We start from the raw sequence: 17,239 nt of genomic DNA, 5'->3' as shown, positions 1-17,239 counted from the left end.
GATCGTCTCATGGCGCCTGCGCATGCCCGATCACATGATTAAACGGGGCCCGGGCGAGCGCCGGGCAAAAGTATCATCAAGCGCGCGGAAAACAACGGCACGTCGCCATCATTCGCAGATGCTTGCTCGCGTTGATCGACGGCGTGTGCAAAAGCCGCATGTCCATCAGACAAATGTCACCCGCCCGACCTGACATTTCGATGATGGAAACGCCCGATCCGTGAAGATCGCGCGCCAGATCGGCCGAAGTCCTCAACAACTTGCGCAGCGCGGAGGCGGAACCGGGTCCAGATGGATCGAGCCGATGCGACCCCGCCAGCGCGAGCGTCGCGCCGCCGTGGGGCGACACATCGTCGATCAAGAAGAACGCTTGAATGCCGGCAAGCCGATGCGGCGGATCGGCCGTTACGTCCACGTGCCAGTTCAGGCCGTTCAAGGTCCAATCGCCTTGGTTCGGCGGCGACAGCAACAGCTGAGTGCCTTGGCTGGGCGTCAATGCCTGACCGCCCAATCGGGATATGAATTCGATGAGCTCCGGCGTCGCCAGCGCATCGTGCAGCCCCGGGACATCCACGAGCGCGGAGAGCTTGCCGATCTGCTGAAAGAACGGAAGTTGCCGCAACGACTTCGTCAGGCCGGTCCTAGCCGACAACCGCTTCATCTCATCAAGCACGCTCCGCCTGATCGCCGCCATCCGGCTCTTCGGATGGAAGGCATCCAACCGCAAGTAACCTTGCGCGGCGAAAAATTCGGCTTGATCCGGTTTCATCAGGTCGTCCGAGCGAGCAATAAGCGATTTTCGTCCTGCGCGAATCCTTCGGCATCGTAATGGAATAGTCCAAACGCAGCGACCTCGATCATGCAGCCGTGTAGCAGATACGCCCAATCCGCTGCGATCTAGCCAGGCAGCACCGTCTGCTCGGCGATCATGACCACGACCATGCTATGCGCATCGCTTTCCCAGCGAACACTGTCGCCCAGCCGAACCTCTTGGCCCTCCTGATAGCGCAGTACCGTCATCGCCCCATGCCCGGCCCCTTGGGCGCTTCCTCCGGCATCTGCCCCAGCGCCTGAGCCTGCGCCGTCTGTCGGGCCATACGCTCGTTAATCGCCTCTACTTTTTCCAACGAAACCGCCTCCGGCGTACGAACAGCCTCGTCCGTTTTCATATGCGCCCGCAGATGCGCCGGGTCGTCGAGCCGACCTTGTACGACGAAGACGTTCTCGCCCGCGACGACGCGTTCCTTATTGGTGCTGAAAACCACGTGATCCACTTGCGACAAACCATTTTCCTTCGCCAGGACCAACAAGCTAGCGGTCATGCGCTCGCTGGTTTCGTCCCACTGGCGGCCGTGCTGTTGATCCTGTTGTCGGACCTGGGTCGCAATCTGGGAATACAAGCCGTGATCTGGATGCCCTTGCTCCCTCGGCGTCAAACGCTCGCGGCCTACAGCGACAGGATCGTCCGCCAGAACAGCCGCATCGATGGGCACATGCTGGTTCAAACTGCGCCCCGTCTTGGTGTGATCGAAGTGCTGGAGTGCAGGTGGCGACCGGCTGGTGTCGTAGTAGGCCTGCCGCTGCTCCGGATGCGGGTCTATCTCCAACCCCAGTCGCTCGATCAAGCGCTCGTTGAGCCGCAAAGCCGCCATATCGATATGCATCTGCGGCTCGACTCCGTCGATTGCGCGCGCATGCTTCCTGTCGATCGTTATGAGTCGCTCGATCGCATTGCGGCCGTAGTAGTTGGCGTAGTCGGCCTCTCTGTGGGGACCGAGCGTGGATACTTCGCGAGCCGTCTTGCCCGGTGTTCCTGCCGGAAATCGGTCGAAATAGTTCTTGCCAAGAGTTTCGATGTTGGCCTCGGTCGGCTCGAGGCTGAGTTCAGGTCCGAATGCCAGCCCTGGGCGCCCCTCAAACTTGAGTGTGGCGTCGTTCTTGGCGACGAATAAATGGCCTCGTATGTTATTTACCCGTCCCATGGCATCCAGTTCTGCCTCTGGATTGACTTGCTTCACCATGCTGACCACGGCGTTCCATCCGGCAATCTCGGCCTTGGCCTCGTCCTGCCGACCCGCGCCGATCAGTCTTCCGATCGGGACGGTGTAGTCATTGATAGGGTTCCTGTCGCGCGCGATCTCGCGGACCTCGCGATCGAATACATCATAGGCTTGTCGCTTTGCCGCGTGGTTGAACCCATGCCGGGTTTCATGCGCAAGCGTGTAGACCATGGAAAACGGGTCGAACCCCTCACTATTGCTGGCGGACGTATTTTGCAAACGTGCAGCCGGAATGCTGATCGATTTGCTGTCTCCGTCATAAGTCGCACCCGCGCCAAACCCGGCATCCAGAATTTCGAATTTGATCAAGTGCGGATCCGGCACGGCGCTTACCGCCGCTTTCATTTGCGCTGCCAACACCGGGGAGTCGTTTATCGCGCGCTGCAAGTTCCCGAGCATTTCTTGCGACACAGGGATTTTATGGCCCGATGTATCTGCATAGACGCTATTGCCGAACCTTACCGACATGTCCTGTAGTTTCAAAGCAGCGACCAGATCTTCCGAAGCAGAGGCGCCCGCTGGACGAAAGCTAACGGCGGGCAATGTCACAGCACCCGAATGGATGTCGTAGTACCCCGCCGGCCCTTTCTCCCCGATGACGAATGCCTTGATATGCCCCTTTTTGGCCTCGTCGTTCATGCGATCCAGCAATTCGCTGTCCGACGCGAGCGCATTGCGCAACTGAGAGATATGGTCGCGGGCGGCGTGCGGATCATCCGATAGCCGATCCACGGCATCGGATAGTTGCTTATTCGGTCTAGCCATGGATCAATCCGTCGGATAAGCGGTCAGACGCTCAACACATGCGAGCGAATCGATATCTTTCACGGATCGTATTCTGGTTCCTATACGAATCGTCCAATTCTCGCGATGGAAGACGTATTCCTCCAGCATTCCGATTTCATTGCGATTCTCGCCGACACTATAACCGGCCCGTTTCAGTGCGTCGGCATAGGCATCGAAGTCGAGCTTGCATACGGGGGTCATGTCCGCGCCGCTGCGGTTAGCGGGATTGCGTACCTCGTAGGACAGCCTCTCTTTGAAGTGGTCGCCGGCCGGCTCGAACGTCACCATGTAGAGCCATCCCGAATCAGGCATGCGAACCGTAAACCCATAAACGCCGGCTGCTGGAGCCAGCCTAAGGGGAAGCCCGGTTTTTTCGATTACCTGCTGCGCCGTCACCCTCTTCAGGGAAGGCAGTTCCCCCAATAGCTTCAACACCCTCAACCCAACCTCTTCGGGCGGCAATGTGGGGTACTCCGAGGCGTCGCTGATCCGATAGTGCTCGTTCGACGTCATGCCATGAGGCTCCTGGGCGGTAACGGTGGTGTGCGGTGGTGTCGGGCCATGGGCGCAAGCGCTGACCGCGAGGACATTGAGCACAATCAATGCGGGCGCGATTGCGTAGGGCCGAATAGCTGCGGCGACACAGCGGAACTGGAAGTTGCGCATTGCTTGCACCGCACGCAGAGAGGATGCGCTGAGCATAAGCGAGCCATCATGTGATAAACAACGACCGCCGTAGACCTTATGCGCCGGATCAGAAAAAAGCCGAGGATTGATGTTGAAAACATGTGGCTTTGTCAGGCATTCATACACTAGGATTTCGTCGACGCTCGTCATCGCCTGCTTCGTATCGGCTTGCTCGGATACCAGAGCGATACGGCGCGAAACGCTATCCGATCTTCATGCCGAGAGCCTCCTGACACTCCCTCTTCGTGAGGGCCCCGCCGGGTTCGATCGTCTGGACCGAGCGTTGCACGGCCACTTCGGTGCCACCGATGACGCGAGTGGGATAGATCGAATCGCCACGCAGAATCCGGCGACGCTGCGCGACGGTTATGTGGTCCGTCGCTATCTACGCCTGGATGACGAGCGCCACATGCTGGTGGAGTTGAGCAGCGAGCCGTGCTTCCCGGTCAAGCAAGCCATTGCGATCGCGCGACCCGACCCATCGCGGATGGATTACTACCAACGCACGGGCATCTACACGGCAACCGGCGAGGGAATGTCCGTCGGTTTTTCCGCCGATGGCTCCAAGCGCGATTGCGTGACATCGCTTGAGATCGCGGAAACGCCCCGCTGATACGGCTGACGCTATCGCTGGCGGCATCCTCTTCCGCTCAGCTGGTGACAGCGAACGTAGTCGCAGCCCTTCCCATCGCGACCGAACGACCTATGCGTGCCTTGGGATCGGCCACGGCCTTGCGCTTTTGATCAGCATTACCTGGTTCGCCGCGTGGTCGCGAGATGAAGGAAACTGATATCGGCGAGGCATTGCGGGTTGTCCTGCGATTCGGTCAGCGTCAACTTCATGCCGTTTTGCTCCACAGAAAAGCTTCGTCCCACACCAGTAGCCGGCGCCGGCGGACTCCACTGAACACCTGCGATTTTCGCGGCTCGATCCATCGGGAAGCAGGGCTGGTCGGCGATGAAGACCGAGGCAACGGCCCGATACCAGTATTGGTTGTCCACCTGCGCGCCTGCGAGGCTGAAACCGTCGCCCAGGCGCACCGGATTTCGCGCGTAGAGGCTGGGTGGCGCCGTGCTGAACGCCTGGGGGCGATACGCGCCGAGCAAGGCGGCGACCGCTGTGTCGTAGCCGTCCGGGCCTTGCAAGGGCCAGCGCAGGAAATCCTCGACCGCGAGCGTTGTTTCCGCCGTCGCATCGGGTACAGGCACTGGGCGCGTGGAGGTGACGCAAGCGCTTTGCGCCAACAAGGCGAGCAGCAACGCCGCTTTGAAACAAAGTCCCTGCGCGCTCATCGCGGTACTCATAGTTACGCTCTCCGTTCGTGCGCAGTGCGAGCTGCGATTGGAGAGTAATGCGGTTGCTTGAGGCGCGATATCGTGCCTTTGGGCCGGGCCAGCATGGCGGTGCCCTGACGCTTAATTGCCCGTATCGGCAGGCACTGGGCAGTCGCGAATCTATCCGGCGCGATGGTGCAGGGCCGCGGCGCAGGCTTGGTGTGCCAACAACGTACATCGATGAGTAAAAAATACATTCCGGAAGGCGAAAAAGCCTTAGAGGAATGCCGGCGAGTCATTCCGTTAAAGCTTTTTCAGCTTCGCGAAGCCCGCGGCGGGACTACGGAGAATGAATTTCGGACTCGCGAGTGCGACGGAGGTCTTCCGGAGTACGGATTTCGCTCTCGCGAGAGTGAAATTGGCTTTCCGGAGAGCGAATTTCGCTTTCGCGAGTAAGGCGCGGGCCTTCGGGAGTACGGATTTCGCTCTCGCGAGTCCCGAATTCACTCTCCGTAATCCCTCGACGGGATTCGCGAAGGCCTCGTTGGCTTTCCGCAATGAGGCTCGGGACCACACGCAGGCCCGGACGGGCCTCCGGCGGGGCGCTTCGAACTGAGGAAACACCCGAGCGGTCCGACGTAATGCTGGCGCGGCGCACGCCAGCGCCAGGCTTACGAACGAGCGATGACCATGTGCTTAGCCCCACTCCCCGCTGCTCCTCACGACCTATCACCCACTCATCGCTTTCAGAAGCAAACCAATTAGTGCCTTCTCACCTATACGGTTTACGGCGGTCTTAACCGCTGAAACAAGATCTGGCGATATGTCTTTGTCGTATGGGAGATACAAAGAACAACCTGTTTTGAACGTGAAGTGTTGCGCAAGCCCCTCAACTTCTGAGATGACTCTCTTTGCGGGCTGCCCAACCTGATGCAGCTCTACGTAACGCACTACGGCCAGTGTCGCGATATTGGAGCCATAGGTTTCTATCTCGCGATTGGGATCTCCCTGCCAACGCACCCGCACCCAGCCTTGCTCTTCAGCAGCATCGATACCGGCAGCCGCTTCATCAAACGGTAGAATTAAAGTCCCATCTGTCAATGAACGGGCGCACCAATGATCATCAACGTGCTCGCCTTCATACAACGGCATCAAATTCGCGATGAAACCTACGATTGCAGCGCTCTTCGAAGTCATCTCTTTTCCTAGATATCCGTATCACGGCCCTGTCCATGATCTTAGCTGTGCGAACTCCGCGCCAGGAATATTTGTTGCTTAATCTGTGCCAGTGCCTTGCGCTGCTGCCCTTCCGATAGCAAACCAAAAGCCAGAACCATTTGGGCGAGCAGATCAGAATCTGTAAACAGGTATGCGATTGGCACCTGCAGTTCATCTGCAATGCGCTGCACCGTCGCTAATTCAGGCTTATCGCCCGGCTTTAAGTAGCGCACGAATCTAGCATTGGGGAGACAGGTGTTTGTGACGGCATCCATGCTTCCACTCCTCAGCGGACCGGCGACGAAGACCGGCTGACATGTCCAGATCGGACACATCCATACTTTCCAATACGGATATATTCTTGTCAACCGTTTTGGAAAGGAAACTCCTTGCCAATTTGGTCAGACTCCGGCCATGGACACTTTCGGCTCAAGATTGCGTGGTCTGCGCGAGGCGCGCGGCTGGTCTCAGGAGAAGCTGGGCTTCGAACTCGAGGTCACGGGCGCTACGGTCTCAAAGTGGGAGACCAGTCGGGCTGAGCCAAATTTGGGTCACCTTGAGCTGTTCTTGCAGGTGTTCGCCCAGGACAACGTCACGCTGGACTGGCTGGTTACGGGTAATAAGTCGGGTTCGACCAAGATCGATAAGCCCCGCAAGGGTAACGAGCCATCGCCTCGCGCCGCTGACACCCAGGACGAGCAGGCCTTGCTCGCTCGCTATCGGCGGCTGTCCGCCAAGAAGCAAAAAATGCTCCTTGGCCTTCTAGAAGACTAGTGACATAGCCCCCCCCCGCATCGGACGCAGTCATGGCGAGCCATCAGTGATCGAACTCCCTTTTGAAGTAGGCGCGCTTTATCACCGCGGCAGAGACATTCATGGCCTGCTGGGCGGCCAGCGGCAAGGCGGGATCTCTACGCCCAAGGACCAACCCTTCGTCATTATCTTTACCGGCGAAGCGGGTAAGTCGCATAGCTATGACGATGGCTGGGATGACGATAACGTTTTCCACTACTTTGGCGAAGGCCAAAACGGCGACATGCAGTATACCGGCGGCAATCGAGCTGTCGAAAATCATGTAGCAGACGGCAAGAGGCTGCTGCTTTTTCAGATGATGGGACATGGCAAGCCGTGCCGCTACGATGGTGAGTTTGTAAAACTGTCCTCTTACTTGAAGCCGAACTCGCAAGACACAAAAGGCGCTCTGCGAACCGCGATTGTCTTTCGACTTGTTCCTGTCAGCGAAGGCGCATTCTTTCAGGGAACCAAGGTCGCAGAAACCCAAGCGCCCTACCAGACGCTCGACAGCACGGTCTCCAAACGGTTACAAGAAGTTCGCAGTAAGCAGTCCTTGTTCCGCCGGCGCCTGCTTAGCGTAGAAAAGCAGTGCCGGTTGACGGGCATTCAAGATCTACGCTTTCTTCGCGCTAGCCACATCAAGCCATGGGCCGACTGCATTAGCGGTAACGAGCGTACCGACGGTCATAACGGCATGCTGCTGACTCCGCAGGCCGATCTGCTATTCGATCGCGGCTGGATTACCTTTGAAGACAAAGGCCGCTTGGTTGTGACTAGCGACCTGCCCAGTGATGTCATCAAACGACTGGGGCTGAATCTGCGCCCTGGACGCAATTGCGGTTTGTTTAACGACAAGCAGACATCGTATCTGGACTATCACCGTGCACAGGTATTTGAGCGGCGGTACAAGAAAAGTGCAGACCCGATCGAAGATCTAGTAGGTGACCTGCTTGGATCAGTGCCTTAAGTCTGTGTGATCAGTCGCCAGAGTCGCGGTTAGTCTTGCGGCGCATCGACGACCCCCTCTCCGCCGCACTGAGCGCACAACTCGAAAACCGCCCAATGCTCTGAGCCTTTGGAGTACTCATTGCACACGTCACCGGTGCCTCGGCACGGCGTGCACCAGCGAAATCCATGGCGAGTGGTGCCGTCGCCTCGGCGAGCGACCGATAAGAACAGGCGCTTACGGATGTCCCGTTTGAGAGTATCGGCATTCGTCATATCGCCTCACCAATGCGCATCTCGACTTTGTTGCGTTGAGTTTGACACCCGGCTCGCCGGACTGCCCGTCTATTCAATACCGGAGATCAGTGGCCTACGGTTTTGCGCCGTTGCCTACTGACTGCGTCAGGCGGGCCTTGAGGTCGGCCACGGCCTTGTGCTGCTCGGGTTTGGACAACTCGCCCCAGGTTAGAAATGCCGCACCCTTGGTGTCGGTTTCGGCGTAGAGGAAGGCGAGCGGGACGCCCAAGGCCTCGGCGATGCGGCGCGCGGTCGCCAAGCCACTCTGTCGGCTCCAGTGCTTAAGAAATCGGATCTGATTGCTTACCCGTCACCGCTCCTTCGAGAGTTTTTCCCGTGGCGATGTCTGTGCGTAAAGACCCACTAGATAGTCCTCCAGGGCCTTTAACTCTATCGCTGCGAACGCCGGGCCTCTTGGATGATCCCGGCGACTTGCCGCAGAAAGCGCTTCTGGCAGCTCATGGAGATCCGAATGTGTTTTGAATCCGGCATAAGACATTCCATCAATCTGATCAATCACGAAATGCCCGCGTGCCGGCTCTTCATAGAGGATTCCATTGATTGGCGATACGAACATCAGACCGCGCTCGCCGGCATGCAGCACATGTACGCCGAAAACAGGTGGTATGTGAACGATCTCCATGTCCTTTTGTAGTTGCAGCAGCGCGCCACAATGACGATTGGCATAGATTCGTTCGATCCGGATGCGAAGTCGCTGCTCCGGCAAGACTTCCAGCACCTCGACCGCTATCAGGTCGTAGTTACGCGCAATGTTTTGCAGAAAAGGGGTTGTCGTCACTCGAAGCTCCTTGGTCCAACTCGCCCACGCGAGAGGCGTCTATCGACACCTTGTGCTGCGTCAGCCACTGAACGAATCGTACTGACACGACTGCGCCCGATTCTAGTCGGCGACGCCTCGTTAGGGCTTGTCACGCGCGGCGACCGACTGGGTCAGGCGGGCCTTGAGGTCGGCCACGGCCTTGCGCTGCTCGGGTTTGGACAACAGGCCCAAGGTCAGGATGGCCTCGGCCATGGTGTCGGTTTCGGCGTAGAGGAAGGCGAGCGGGACGCCCAAGGCCTCGGCGATGCGGCGCGCGGTCGCCAGATCGGCGTCATGGACCGCCTTCTCGTAGCGGTTGATCCGCACGGCCGCGGTTTCTTGCGGTAGACCTATGGTCATGCCCAGCTCCTTCTGCATTGATCGACAAACTCAACCCATTACCTTCTTCTGATCAAAGAAGCTCATGGCAGCGGAAGGATTACGACAACGCTTCATTCCGTCAATTACGATAAACGTAATTCACGATACAGCTCCAAAATAATACAATCGACTCATCACGGGCGCAATGGATCTGCCAACGCAACATGATTCGAATTTATTATCGACATCATAAAACTGTCCCCGGTAGTTATTCTTGGCTTCCCTATGAAAAGGACGTGTTTACCGACAATTTCTTCTATTGTCGCCAGGGAATACCTCTGCATTACTTCTTGAATTAACGCATCATGGAACTCAAAGCCAAGGGACCCATGTCCACCTCGGTTAAAAATCCTCAATCCATTCCAAACATTTGTTCGATCCAAGACGCCCCAAAAACCTCGCTCCATATCAGTATGCAAAGCTCGATCGGCAGCAACAATCGGAACAAAATAGCTTCTTGCTGGATAGTCCCCATGCCCGGTTGCGATAATGATTTCACTGGCATTGAAGCTCGGAGTGCTCACTAGCATTTTTAAGAGTTTTTCAGGATTCCGCTGAATCTGCGTCCGCCCCGGCGCATCGCCTCCAACGAATCTGCGGCCGCCACCTCGTTGACCTGGCTCATCTATTCGCCCGGCTCCATCGCCGCGGCCGTTCGCGCGCCCAAGATTTAGGATGATCCGAGTCTGGTCTGCTTCCATCCGCATGACCACCTCATCACCACACTCCCCCCAGGGGTCTTCAGTGCGGACGGCAGACTGACAATGGTCGGCATGCGGTCGAGCGCCGAAGCAGGCACCGTGACCACTTCTGGACGGTTTTCGATAGTAGCCAGGCCCTTCGCACTCCCCGCATATCAAATCATGCCTCAATGCGGCGATCTCGTGAGCAGGCAATTGAGAGAACTCAATAGCAGTGTAAGTACGTCCGTTAAGAGTGCAACGAGCGGTATCCATATCAGCCCCCCCAAGATATGTACTGCATTGGCAAGATAAAGCTACTTGCGGCATGACTCTTACACAATCATGCTAATCAATAATTGCATAGAACCAGGGAGTCAAAGCGAAACGAAAAACGCGCCAAGAACCGGCCACAACTTTCGATGCAATCTTCAGCACCATGGCGAATACCAGAAATTACTGGGTTATATAATTATCTTCAGGGGGATATTAAATGCCGAGTTTTTTTAGCAGCACAGCCGCTGACATCATTCACAACCCCAACATTCGAACTCCGCAGAAAGGTGCTTTCGAAGCATTAGCGGCGCATGCCGCCTCGGATGAACTTGATAAACGCGAAGTGGGAATAGTTCTACCGGTTGGATGCGGAAAATCCGGGGCGATAGCCATTTCACCATTCGCATATGGCGCTCGTCGAGTCTTGGTAATTGCACCCGGATTGAGAATCGCAGAGCAACTACAAAAGGACTTTGACCCCACCAGTCCCACGCTCTTCTATCGAAAGACGGGGGTACTACGACAGCCGCCCTATCCTGAGCCAGTGGAGATTCGGGGAACCACCACCAATAGATCAGACCTTGAAGAGGCAGATGTAGTCATAACGAATATCCAACAACTGCAAGGCGGCGCTAGCAACAAATGGCTTTCTGAGCTGCCTAACGACTTCTTTGACCTCATACTTTTTGATGAAGGTCATCACAGCGTCGCAGAAAGCTGGGCATTCTTGAAAGAAAAATTCAACGAGGCAACGATCGTCAATTTCAGCGCAACGCCTGCACGCGCCGATGGCCAGATAATGGCCGGTAAAATTCTTTACTCATACCCTATTTTTGACGCCATTCAAGCCGGATATGTCAAAAGGCTTAAGGCAGTTCAGCTCAACCCACGAACGCTTAAGTACGTACGCAGAGAAGATAATAGAGAAATCGAAGTGGGCCTAGCCGAGGTCAAGCGCCTAGGAGAGACTGAGGCGGATTTTCGTCGCAGCATTGTCACCTCCGCAGAAACCTTAGCGACAATCGCCGATGCATCCATCCGTGAGCTCCAGCGATTAAGAGAAAACACTGGCGAACAGCGACTCAAGATTATTGCCTCAGCTCTGAATTACGAGCATTGCCGTCAAATAGTCGAGGCATATCGGGCGCGAGGGTGCCGTTCAGACTACGTGCATTCAAAGGAAGATGGCGCGGCTAATGATGCGGTGATGAAACGACTTGAATCCCATGAGTTAGACGTGATTGTTCAAGTCAGGAAGCTAGGCGAAGGATTCGACCACCCTCACTTAAGTGTTGCTGCTGTTTTTAGCATATTTAGCAATTTATCCCCCTTCGTCCAATTCGTTGGTCGAATAATGCGAGTCATCGTCCAAAACTCACCGAATCACCCGCTCAACAATGGGGTCGTGGTTTTCCATGCTGGCGCAAATATTGCCAGGCAATGGTCCGACTTCCAAAGTTACAGCGAGGCAGATCAAGATTACTTTGAGCAACTCCTGCCTCTCGAGGAATTTGACTCCATTGACCCCCATGAAGAGAGAGTTTTTCTACCACAGCCTCACGATATGCATGGAGTTGAAGTCAAATCACAATCGGACGTTCTTCTCGAAGAGATTCCCCTACTTAATGACGAAGCAGCTGTAGCCGCACTCAAGCTACTTCAGGAACGCGGATATTCTGCCGACGACATAAGTGCTGCAGCTAGCGCACTAGAGCCCGTTCCCACCACAAAAGCCAAGCAACGCCAAGCCAAACGAGGAGCTTTAGATACGCGAGTAAAAACGGAGGCCGCCCGCATTCTTCACCAGAGAAAAATCCCTCACGAAGGTCATCAACTTGATAGAAAAAGGCTGGGAAAATCAAACTTCGTTGTATTAAAGAGCGCCATTGATCGACAGATCAAGGCCGCTCTACTTAGAAAAGACGTTGAACGACACGACTATTCTCGCGATGAACTAGACGCCATCGACGATCGCTTCGCAGAGATTGTAGAAGCCGCGATTTTGGAGGTGTTCAATGGGCAGAACTAAATCTCTTATCGAACAGGCCTTGGTTGATACCGCACTTAAATCTCATAACTGCCAAGCCAATTCTAATCATCGCATAGCCAAAGGGGACATTAGGCTAAAGGTTAGAAACGGGAGAGGATGGGATCATTACTGCAAGGAGTGCGCCGATAAAATTATATCGAGCGACATAACCAAGCTTTCTGAACTCGCCAAATTAGAGCCTAAAGCTTAGCAGTCACTCAAGTGAGCCGGCATTGGTTTAACAATCGAAACAAACGCAGTCCTTCAGCACCTATACAAAGCAATAAAAAAGAGGCGGCCAACGGCCGCCTCTTTTAATTAAACTCAGCTTGTAGTGGAACTATCTTCTTAAACCCCCAACGGGTTCGGCTTCTCCACATCAATCTTGTACTGCTTGATAGCCCTCGCCACATCCTTCCCAGTCATCTTCCCTTCCGCTGCCAGCGCCGCGATGGCCGCATGGGCGATGTAGTAGCGATCGACTTCGAAGTGACGCCGCAAGTTGGCGCGAGTGTCGGAGCGGCCGAAGCCGTCGGTGCCCAGCACGGTGTAGCGCATCGGTACGAACGCGCGCACTTGCTCGGGGTACATGCGGATGTAGTCGGTCGCGGCGATCGCCGGGCCGGCGCGGCCTTCCAGTAGTTCGGTGATGTAGGGCTTGCGCGCGGTCTTGGCTTCGGGGTTGAGGCGGTTCCAACGTTCGACGTCCGTGGCGTCGCGGGCGAGTTCGTTGAAGCTGGGGCAGGACCAGATGTCGGCGGTGACGCCGAAGTCTTTGTCCAGCAACTCGGCGGCGGCGATGGCTTCGCGCAGGATGGTGCCGCTGCCCAGCAGCTGCACGCGCGGTTCGCCCTTCTTGGGCTTGCCGGCGTCCTTCAGCAGGTACATGCCCTTGATGATGCCGTCGGCGCTGCCTTCGGGCATGTCGGGGTGGGTGTAGTTTTCGTTCATCAGGGTGAGGTACCAGTACTCATCCTGTTGTTCGGTCAGCATGCGCTGCATGCCGTGTTGCAGCAGGGTCACGACTTCGTAGCTGAAGGTCGGGTCGTAGCTGCGGCAGTTCGGGATCAGGCCGGCCTGGACCATGCTGTGTCCGTCTTCGTGTTGCAGGCCTTCGCCGTTGAGCGTGGTGCGGCCGGCGGTGGCGCCGAGCAGGAAGCCGCGCGCGCGCATGTCGGCGGCTTGCCAGGCGCTGTCGCCGATGCGCTGGAAGCCGAACATCGAGTAGTAGATGTAGAACGGCAGCATCTGCAGGTCGTTGGTGCTGTAGCTGGTCGCGGCGGCGAGCCAGGACGAGAACGCGCCTGCTTCGGTGATGCCTTCTTCCAGCACCTGGCCGGTGGTGTCTTCGCGGTAGTACATCAGCTGGTCGCGATCGACCGGCTTGTACTTCTGGCCGTGCGGGGCGTAGATGCCGAGCTGGCGGAACAGGCCTTCCATGCCGAAGGTGCGCGCTTCGTCGGCCACGATGGGGACGATGCGCGGCCCGACCTGCTTGTCGCGCAGGGCGATGTTGAGGGCCTGCACGAACGACATGGTGGTGCTGATTTCGCGCTCGCCGGTGCTCTTGAGCAGGCGGTCGAAGGCTTCGAGCTTGGGCACTTCCAGCGAGGTGCTGGCTTTGCGGCGGCGCTGCGGCAGGAAGCCGCCGAGGGCCTTGCGGCGCTCGAGCATGTATTCGACTTCCGGCGATTTTTCGCCAGGGTGGTAGAACGGGACGGCGCCGTCCTTGAGTTGTTCGTCTGTGACCGGGATGTTGAAGCGGTCGCGGAACAGGCGGACGGCTTCGTCGTCCATCTTCTTGGTGCCGTGGGTCGGGTTGAGCGATTCGCCCGATGCGCCCATGCCGTAGCCCTTGACGGTCTTGGCCAGGATGACGGTGGGCATGCCCTTGGTGTTGACGGCTTCCTGGTACGCGGCGAAGACCTTGTGCGGGTCGTGGCCGCCGCGGTTGAGGCGCCAGATGTCGTCGTCGGACAGATTGGCGACGAGCGCGGCGGTCTCGGGGTATTTGCCGAAGAAGTTGTCGCGGGTGTATTTGCCGCCGAAGGCTTTGCAGTTCTGGTATTCGCCGTCGACGGTTTCCATCATCAGCTGGCGCAGTTTGCCGGTGGTGTCGCGCGCGAGCAGCGGGTCCCAGTAGCTGCCCCAGATGGTCTTGATGACGTTCCAGCCGGCGCCGCGGAATTGGCCTTCCAGCTCTTGAATGATCTTGCCGTTGCCGCGCACCGGGCCGTCGAGGCGCTGCAGGTTGCAGTTGATGACGAAGACCAGGTTGTCGAGGCCTTCGCGGCCGGCGACGGAGATGGCGCCCAAGGATTCGGGTTCGTCGGTTTCGCCGTCGCCGAGGAAGGCCCAGACCTTGCGGTCGGACTTCGGCATCAGGCCGCGGCCTTCGAGGTATTTCCAGTTGCGCGCCTGGTAGATGGCGCTGATGGGGCCCAGGCCCATCGACACGGTCGGGACTTGCCAGTAATCGGGCATCAGCCACGGGTGCGGGTAGGAGCTCAGGCCGCGGCCGTCGACTTCCATGCGGAAGTTGTCGAGCTGGGATTCGCTCATGCGGCCTTCGAGGAAGGAGCGCGCGTAGATGCCGGGGGAGCTGTGGCCCTGGACGCCGATGACGTCGCCGGGGTGATCGGCCGACGGGGCGCGCCAGAAGTGGTTGAAGCCGACGTCGTACAGGGTGGCCGCGGAGGCGAAGCTGGCGATGTGGCCGCCGAGGTCGCCGGGCTTGCGGTTGGCGCGCACGACCATGGCCATGGCGTTCCAGCGGATCAGCGAGCGGATCCGCCATTCCATCGCGTTGTCGCCGGGGCTCTTGGCCTCCAGGTGCGCGGGGATGGTGTTGATGTATTCGGTGGTGGGCTGGAACGGCAGGTGGGCGCCGGCGCGGCGGGTGACCTCGACCATGCCTTCGAGCAGCTGGTGGGCGCGCTCGGCGCCGTCGCGGGCGATGACGGCCTGGACGGATTCGACCCATTCCTGGGTTTCGGTCGGGTCGGGGTCGTTCTGCAGGAGGTCGTGCAGGGAGCTGGCAAGCGGCTGGTTCATCTATCTCGCGGCCCCGTGGCCGCGCCTCGTGGTGTGGGGGCGGATTAGAGCGTCGAGTCTAACAAACGGGGGGTGGGGTTCGGCTTGCTTTGGGTGGTCGCTGGGGCGGGATAGTCCGTATTGGCTAGGGGGATTGGATGGGCCGGGGCGGTTGGGGGCGGTGGTGGGTAGATACGCGGGCGTGTGGTGGGGGTTGTCGGTCGTTGAGGTGTCTTGGTCGCGGCTTACGCCGCTCCTACCCTTGGCTGGGCTGCTCAGGGGGTAGGAGCGGCGTGAGCCGCGATCCGATGCCGGGATGAAACCCCACAGTCGACGCCGTCTTTCGCTGATTCAGCCGCACCCCAGCGACGCACATCTTGCCGACATGCCTCAAATTCGACGAACACCCGCTCCCGGACATGCGGCCCTGCGTCGAGGCCGGGCGTCCGAGGCCCATCATATTTATCTGGTTACGTTCGCCACGGCGCATAGACGGCCTTTGTTTGCCGACCAGGCGCTGGCCTGCATAGCCGCCGAGGCGTTGTTGGATGCGCGGGCTTGGGAGCGCTCGAAATTATTGGCATGGGTGCTGATGCCGGATCATTGGCACGGCCTGATCGAGCTCGGCGATGGCGAATTGTTATCGGCACTGATGCGCCGGCTTAAATCGAATTCATCGCGCTTGTTGCGTCAGCAGGCGCCTGCGCTGAAGGTCGTGTGGGCGCGGGCGTATCACGATCATGCGCTGCGACGAGAAGCGTCGTTGATTCATGTGGCCCGCTATGTAGTGATGAATCCGGTGCGGGCGGGGTTGGTAAGGCGGGTGCGGGATTATCGATATTGGGGAGCTGTCTGGCGTTGAGGTCTCGGGTCGCGGCTTACGCCGCTCCTACCCAGGACGGTTTCGTGGGTAGGAGCGGCGCGAGCCGCGACCGCATCAATGGAACCACGACGCGAACGGCCGCAGACCCGCCTTGCTCACGCTGGCGCGCCGCGAAGTACAACGATCCCCGCAACAATTAAGCCGACACCACCCAGCTTCATCGCCGTGATCGATTCGCCGAACACCATCGCGCCCAGCAACACCGTCCCCGCCGCGCCGATGCCGGTCCACACCGCGTACGCGCTGCCGACCGGCAAGGCGGTCAGCGCGCGGCCCAGCAGCCAGACGAAGGCGATCAGGGTGACGACGGACGCCGCGGTCCAGCCCGGCCGGGTGTAGCCCTGCGACAACTTCATCGACAAGGCCCAGGCCACGTCGATCAGGCCGGCGGCGATCAGCATGGTCCACGCGGTCGAGGCTTTCATGCCGACGCGGGCTCAGGTTTAACGCGCGCGTCCTCGCGCTCGCGGCGCAAAGCGTCGCGCACGCTGTCGCGTTGGCCAATGCGGTCGAGGTAGGCGTCCAGGGCCGGGTACGGGTGCAGGTCCATCTTCAAGGCGCGGGCCCAGCCGGCGATGGTGTAGAGGTAGGCGTCGGCGATGCTGAAGGTCTTGCCGAGCACGTAGGCGTTTTGGGCGAGGTGGCGATCGACGTAGGCCAGGCGCGGCTGCAGGCGTTCGCGGGCGACCGCGCCCGGGGCGTCGCCGTATTCGGGATGAAACAGCCAGGGGCTGAACAGTTTGTGCAGTTCGGAGCTGATGAAGGTCAGCCATTGCTGCAGTTCGACCCGTTCGAAACTGCCGGGTGCGGGAGCGAGATCGCTGTCGGGGTGCCGGTCGGCGAGGTACTGCAAAATGGCGACGCCTTCGTGCAGGATGCGGCCGTCGTCGAGTTCCAGCAACGGCACGTAACCGAGCGGGCTGAGTTCGCGGAAGTCGCGGCCGTCGGCGGCGACGACCGGGTCCGGGCCGATACGCACGCGGCGCAGTTCGGCGTCGATGCCGAGTTCGCGCAGGACGATGTGCGGTGCGAACGAACAGGTGTGCGGGGTGTAGTAGAGCTTCATGGCCGTGT

Annotated in this window: 18 protein-coding genes; 5 read left to right on the top strand and 13 right to left on the bottom strand. The window is 58.5% G+C overall.

All coding sequences use genetic code 11. From position 1 onward, the window contains the following. Positions 1-76 precede the first annotated feature (76 nt). From IEQ11_RS02700 to IEQ11_RS02690, 3 genes are all read right to left on the bottom strand, one after another. The gene (locus tag IEQ11_RS02700; protein WP_191821309.1) at positions 77-769 is read right to left on the bottom strand and encodes a phytanoyl-CoA dioxygenase family protein; all 693 of its coding nucleotides are present in this window, start codon (positions 767-769) and stop codon (positions 77-79) included. A gap of 247 nt (positions 770-1,016) precedes the next feature. Then, entirely contained in the window at positions 1,017-2,825 is a 1,809-nt protein-coding gene (locus IEQ11_RS02695; protein WP_191821310.1) for an XVIPCD domain-containing protein, read from the bottom strand. Positions 2,826-2,828: 3 nt separating this feature from the next. Further along, positions 2,829-3,683 carry a hypothetical protein gene (locus tag IEQ11_RS02690; RefSeq protein WP_191821311.1) on the bottom strand — a complete coding sequence of 285 codons (855 nt, stop codon included), beginning with the start codon at positions 3,681-3,683 and terminating at the stop codon, positions 2,829-2,831. Between the two features lie 133 nt (positions 3,684-3,816). Between IEQ11_RS02690 and IEQ11_RS02685 the strand changes: the two genes are divergently transcribed. After that, a complete protein-coding gene (locus IEQ11_RS02685; RefSeq protein ID WP_191821312.1) occupies positions 3,817-4,146 on the top strand; it encodes a hypothetical protein in 330 nt (109 codons plus the stop codon). Between the two features lie 137 nt (positions 4,147-4,283). On the opposite strand, the gene IEQ11_RS02680 is transcribed toward IEQ11_RS02685, so the two are convergent. The 3 genes from IEQ11_RS02680 to IEQ11_RS02670 form a co-directional block, all read right to left on the bottom strand. Beyond that, positions 4,284-4,838, bottom strand: coding sequence for a hypothetical protein (locus tag IEQ11_RS02680; RefSeq protein ID WP_191821313.1), 555 nt, complete (start codon positions 4,836-4,838; stop codon positions 4,284-4,286). A gap of 699 nt (positions 4,839-5,537) precedes the next feature. Beyond that, positions 5,538-6,005, bottom strand: a complete 468-nt coding sequence (locus IEQ11_RS02675; RefSeq protein ID WP_191821314.1) for a hypothetical protein — start codon at positions 6,003-6,005, stop codon at positions 5,538-5,540. Positions 6,006-6,046: 41 nt separating this feature from the next. After that, positions 6,047-6,301 (bottom strand): XRE family transcriptional regulator, encoded by a 255-nt coding sequence (locus IEQ11_RS02670; protein ID WP_191821315.1) that lies wholly within the window; start codon positions 6,299-6,301, stop codon positions 6,047-6,049. Between the two features lie 139 nt (positions 6,302-6,440). Between IEQ11_RS02670 and IEQ11_RS02665 the strand changes: the two genes are divergently transcribed. Beyond that, complete coding sequence (locus tag IEQ11_RS02665; protein ID WP_191821316.1) at positions 6,441-6,800, top strand: helix-turn-helix domain-containing protein; 360 nt, start codon at positions 6,441-6,443, stop codon at positions 6,798-6,800. A gap of 46 nt (positions 6,801-6,846) precedes the next feature. Further along, positions 6,847-7,788: an HNH endonuclease gene (locus tag IEQ11_RS02660; protein ID WP_191821317.1), complete on the top strand. Its 942-nt coding sequence runs from the start codon at positions 6,847-6,849 to the stop codon at positions 7,786-7,788. A 348-nt stretch (positions 7,789-8,136) separates the two neighbouring features. On the opposite strand, the gene IEQ11_RS02655 is transcribed toward IEQ11_RS02660, so the two are convergent. The 4 genes from IEQ11_RS02655 to IEQ11_RS02640 all read right to left on the bottom strand — a co-directional run bounded on the left by IEQ11_RS02655 (position 8,137) and on the right by IEQ11_RS02640 (position 9,965). Continuing rightward, on the bottom strand, positions 8,137-8,322 hold the full coding sequence (locus IEQ11_RS02655; protein ID WP_191821318.1) for a hypothetical protein: 186 nt from the start codon (positions 8,320-8,322) through the stop codon (positions 8,137-8,139). A gap of 51 nt (positions 8,323-8,373) precedes the next feature. Next, the gene (locus tag IEQ11_RS02650) at positions 8,374-8,862 is read right to left on the bottom strand and encodes a hypothetical protein (protein WP_191821319.1); all 489 of its coding nucleotides are present in this window, start codon (positions 8,860-8,862) and stop codon (positions 8,374-8,376) included. A 120-nt stretch (positions 8,863-8,982) separates the two neighbouring features. After that, the gene (locus IEQ11_RS02645) at positions 8,983-9,243 is read right to left on the bottom strand and encodes a helix-turn-helix domain-containing protein (RefSeq protein WP_191821320.1); all 261 of its coding nucleotides are present in this window, start codon (positions 9,241-9,243) and stop codon (positions 8,983-8,985) included. Positions 9,244-9,398: 155 nt separating this feature from the next. Continuing rightward, positions 9,399-9,965, bottom strand: coding sequence for a hypothetical protein (locus tag IEQ11_RS02640; protein ID WP_191821321.1), 567 nt, complete (start codon positions 9,963-9,965; stop codon positions 9,399-9,401). A gap of 472 nt (positions 9,966-10,437) precedes the next feature. On the opposite strand from IEQ11_RS02640, the gene IEQ11_RS02635 reads away from it, so the two are divergent. After that, positions 10,438-12,249 carry a DEAD/DEAH box helicase gene (locus IEQ11_RS02635; RefSeq protein WP_191821322.1) on the top strand — a complete coding sequence of 604 codons (1,812 nt, stop codon included), beginning with the start codon at positions 10,438-10,440 and terminating at the stop codon, positions 12,247-12,249. 348 nt (positions 12,250-12,597) lie between these two features. Here the strand turns inward: IEQ11_RS02635 and aceE are convergent, their stop codons facing one another. After that, entirely contained in the window at positions 12,598-15,303 is a 2,706-nt protein-coding gene (aceE, locus tag IEQ11_RS02630; RefSeq protein WP_191821323.1) for a pyruvate dehydrogenase (acetyl-transferring), homodimeric type, read from the bottom strand. 295 nt (positions 15,304-15,598) lie between these two features. Between aceE and IEQ11_RS02625 the strand changes: the two genes are divergently transcribed. Continuing rightward, positions 15,599-16,144 (top strand): REP-associated tyrosine transposase, encoded by a 546-nt coding sequence (locus IEQ11_RS02625; protein WP_228464495.1) that lies wholly within the window; start codon positions 15,599-15,601, stop codon positions 16,142-16,144. 116 nt (positions 16,145-16,260) lie between these two features. Here IEQ11_RS02625 and IEQ11_RS02620 read toward each other — a convergent pair whose 3' ends face one another. After that, positions 16,261-16,590 (bottom strand): DMT family transporter, encoded by a 330-nt coding sequence (locus IEQ11_RS02620; RefSeq protein ID WP_036102546.1) that lies wholly within the window; start codon positions 16,588-16,590, stop codon positions 16,261-16,263. After that, positions 16,587-17,231, bottom strand: coding sequence for a glutathione transferase GstA (gstA, locus tag IEQ11_RS02615; protein WP_191821324.1), 645 nt, complete (start codon positions 17,229-17,231; stop codon positions 16,587-16,589). Before gstA ends, IEQ11_RS02620 begins: the two co-directional genes overlap by 4 nt. Between the last annotated feature and the right edge of the window lie 8 nt (positions 17,232-17,239).

It is taken from the genome of Lysobacter capsici (genome assembly GCF_014779555.2).
Classification (GTDB): Bacteria; Pseudomonadota; Gammaproteobacteria; order Xanthomonadales; family Xanthomonadaceae; genus Lysobacter; species Lysobacter capsici.
The sequence above is the reverse complement of the archived record's forward strand: the minus strand, read 5'-3'. Positions and strand labels throughout refer to the sequence as shown.

What these genes read in the sequence shown, in the direction of transcription:
- IEQ11_RS02695 (WP_191821310.1), bottom strand. Translation starts at nt 2,825, where the DNA reads ATGGCTAGACCGAATAAGCAACTATCCGATGCCGTGGATCGGCTATCG.
- IEQ11_RS02670 (WP_191821315.1), bottom strand. Translation starts at nt 6,301, where the DNA reads ATGGATGCCGTCACAAACACCTGTCTCCCCAATGCTAGATTCGTGCGC.
- IEQ11_RS02675 (WP_191821314.1), bottom strand. Translation starts at nt 6,005, where the DNA reads ATGACTTCGAAGAGCGCTGCAATCGTAGGTTTCATCGCGAATTTGATG.
- aceE (WP_191821323.1), bottom strand. Translation starts at nt 15,303, where the DNA reads ATGAACCAGCCGCTTGCCAGCTCCCTGCACGACCTCCTGCAGAACGAC.
- IEQ11_RS02640 (WP_191821321.1), bottom strand. Translation starts at nt 9,965, where the DNA reads ATGGAAGCAGACCAGACTCGGATCATCCTAAATCTTGGGCGCGCGAAC.
- IEQ11_RS02690 (WP_191821311.1), bottom strand. Translation starts at nt 3,683, where the DNA reads ATGACGAGCGTCGACGAAATCCTAGTGTATGAATGCCTGACAAAGCCA.
- IEQ11_RS02680 (WP_191821313.1), bottom strand. Translation starts at nt 4,838, where the DNA reads ATGAGTACCGCGATGAGCGCGCAGGGACTTTGTTTCAAAGCGGCGTTG.
- IEQ11_RS02645 (WP_191821320.1), bottom strand. Translation starts at nt 9,243, where the DNA reads ATGACCATAGGTCTACCGCAAGAAACCGCGGCCGTGCGGATCAACCGC.
- gstA (WP_191821324.1), bottom strand. Translation starts at nt 17,231, where the DNA reads ATGAAGCTCTACTACACCCCGCACACCTGTTCGTTCGCACCGCACATC.
- IEQ11_RS02700 (WP_191821309.1), bottom strand. Translation starts at nt 769, where the DNA reads ATGAAACCGGATCAAGCCGAATTTTTCGCCGCGCAAGGTTACTTGCGG.
- IEQ11_RS02665 (WP_191821316.1), top strand. Translation starts at nt 6,441, where the DNA reads ATGGACACTTTCGGCTCAAGATTGCGTGGTCTGCGCGAGGCGCGCGGC.
- IEQ11_RS02635 (WP_191821322.1), top strand. Translation starts at nt 10,438, where the DNA reads ATGCCGAGTTTTTTTAGCAGCACAGCCGCTGACATCATTCACAACCCC.
- IEQ11_RS02620 (WP_036102546.1), bottom strand. Translation starts at nt 16,590, where the DNA reads ATGAAAGCCTCGACCGCGTGGACCATGCTGATCGCCGCCGGCCTGATC.
- IEQ11_RS02625 (WP_228464495.1), top strand. Translation starts at nt 15,599, where the DNA reads ATGAAACCCCACAGTCGACGCCGTCTTTCGCTGATTCAGCCGCACCCC.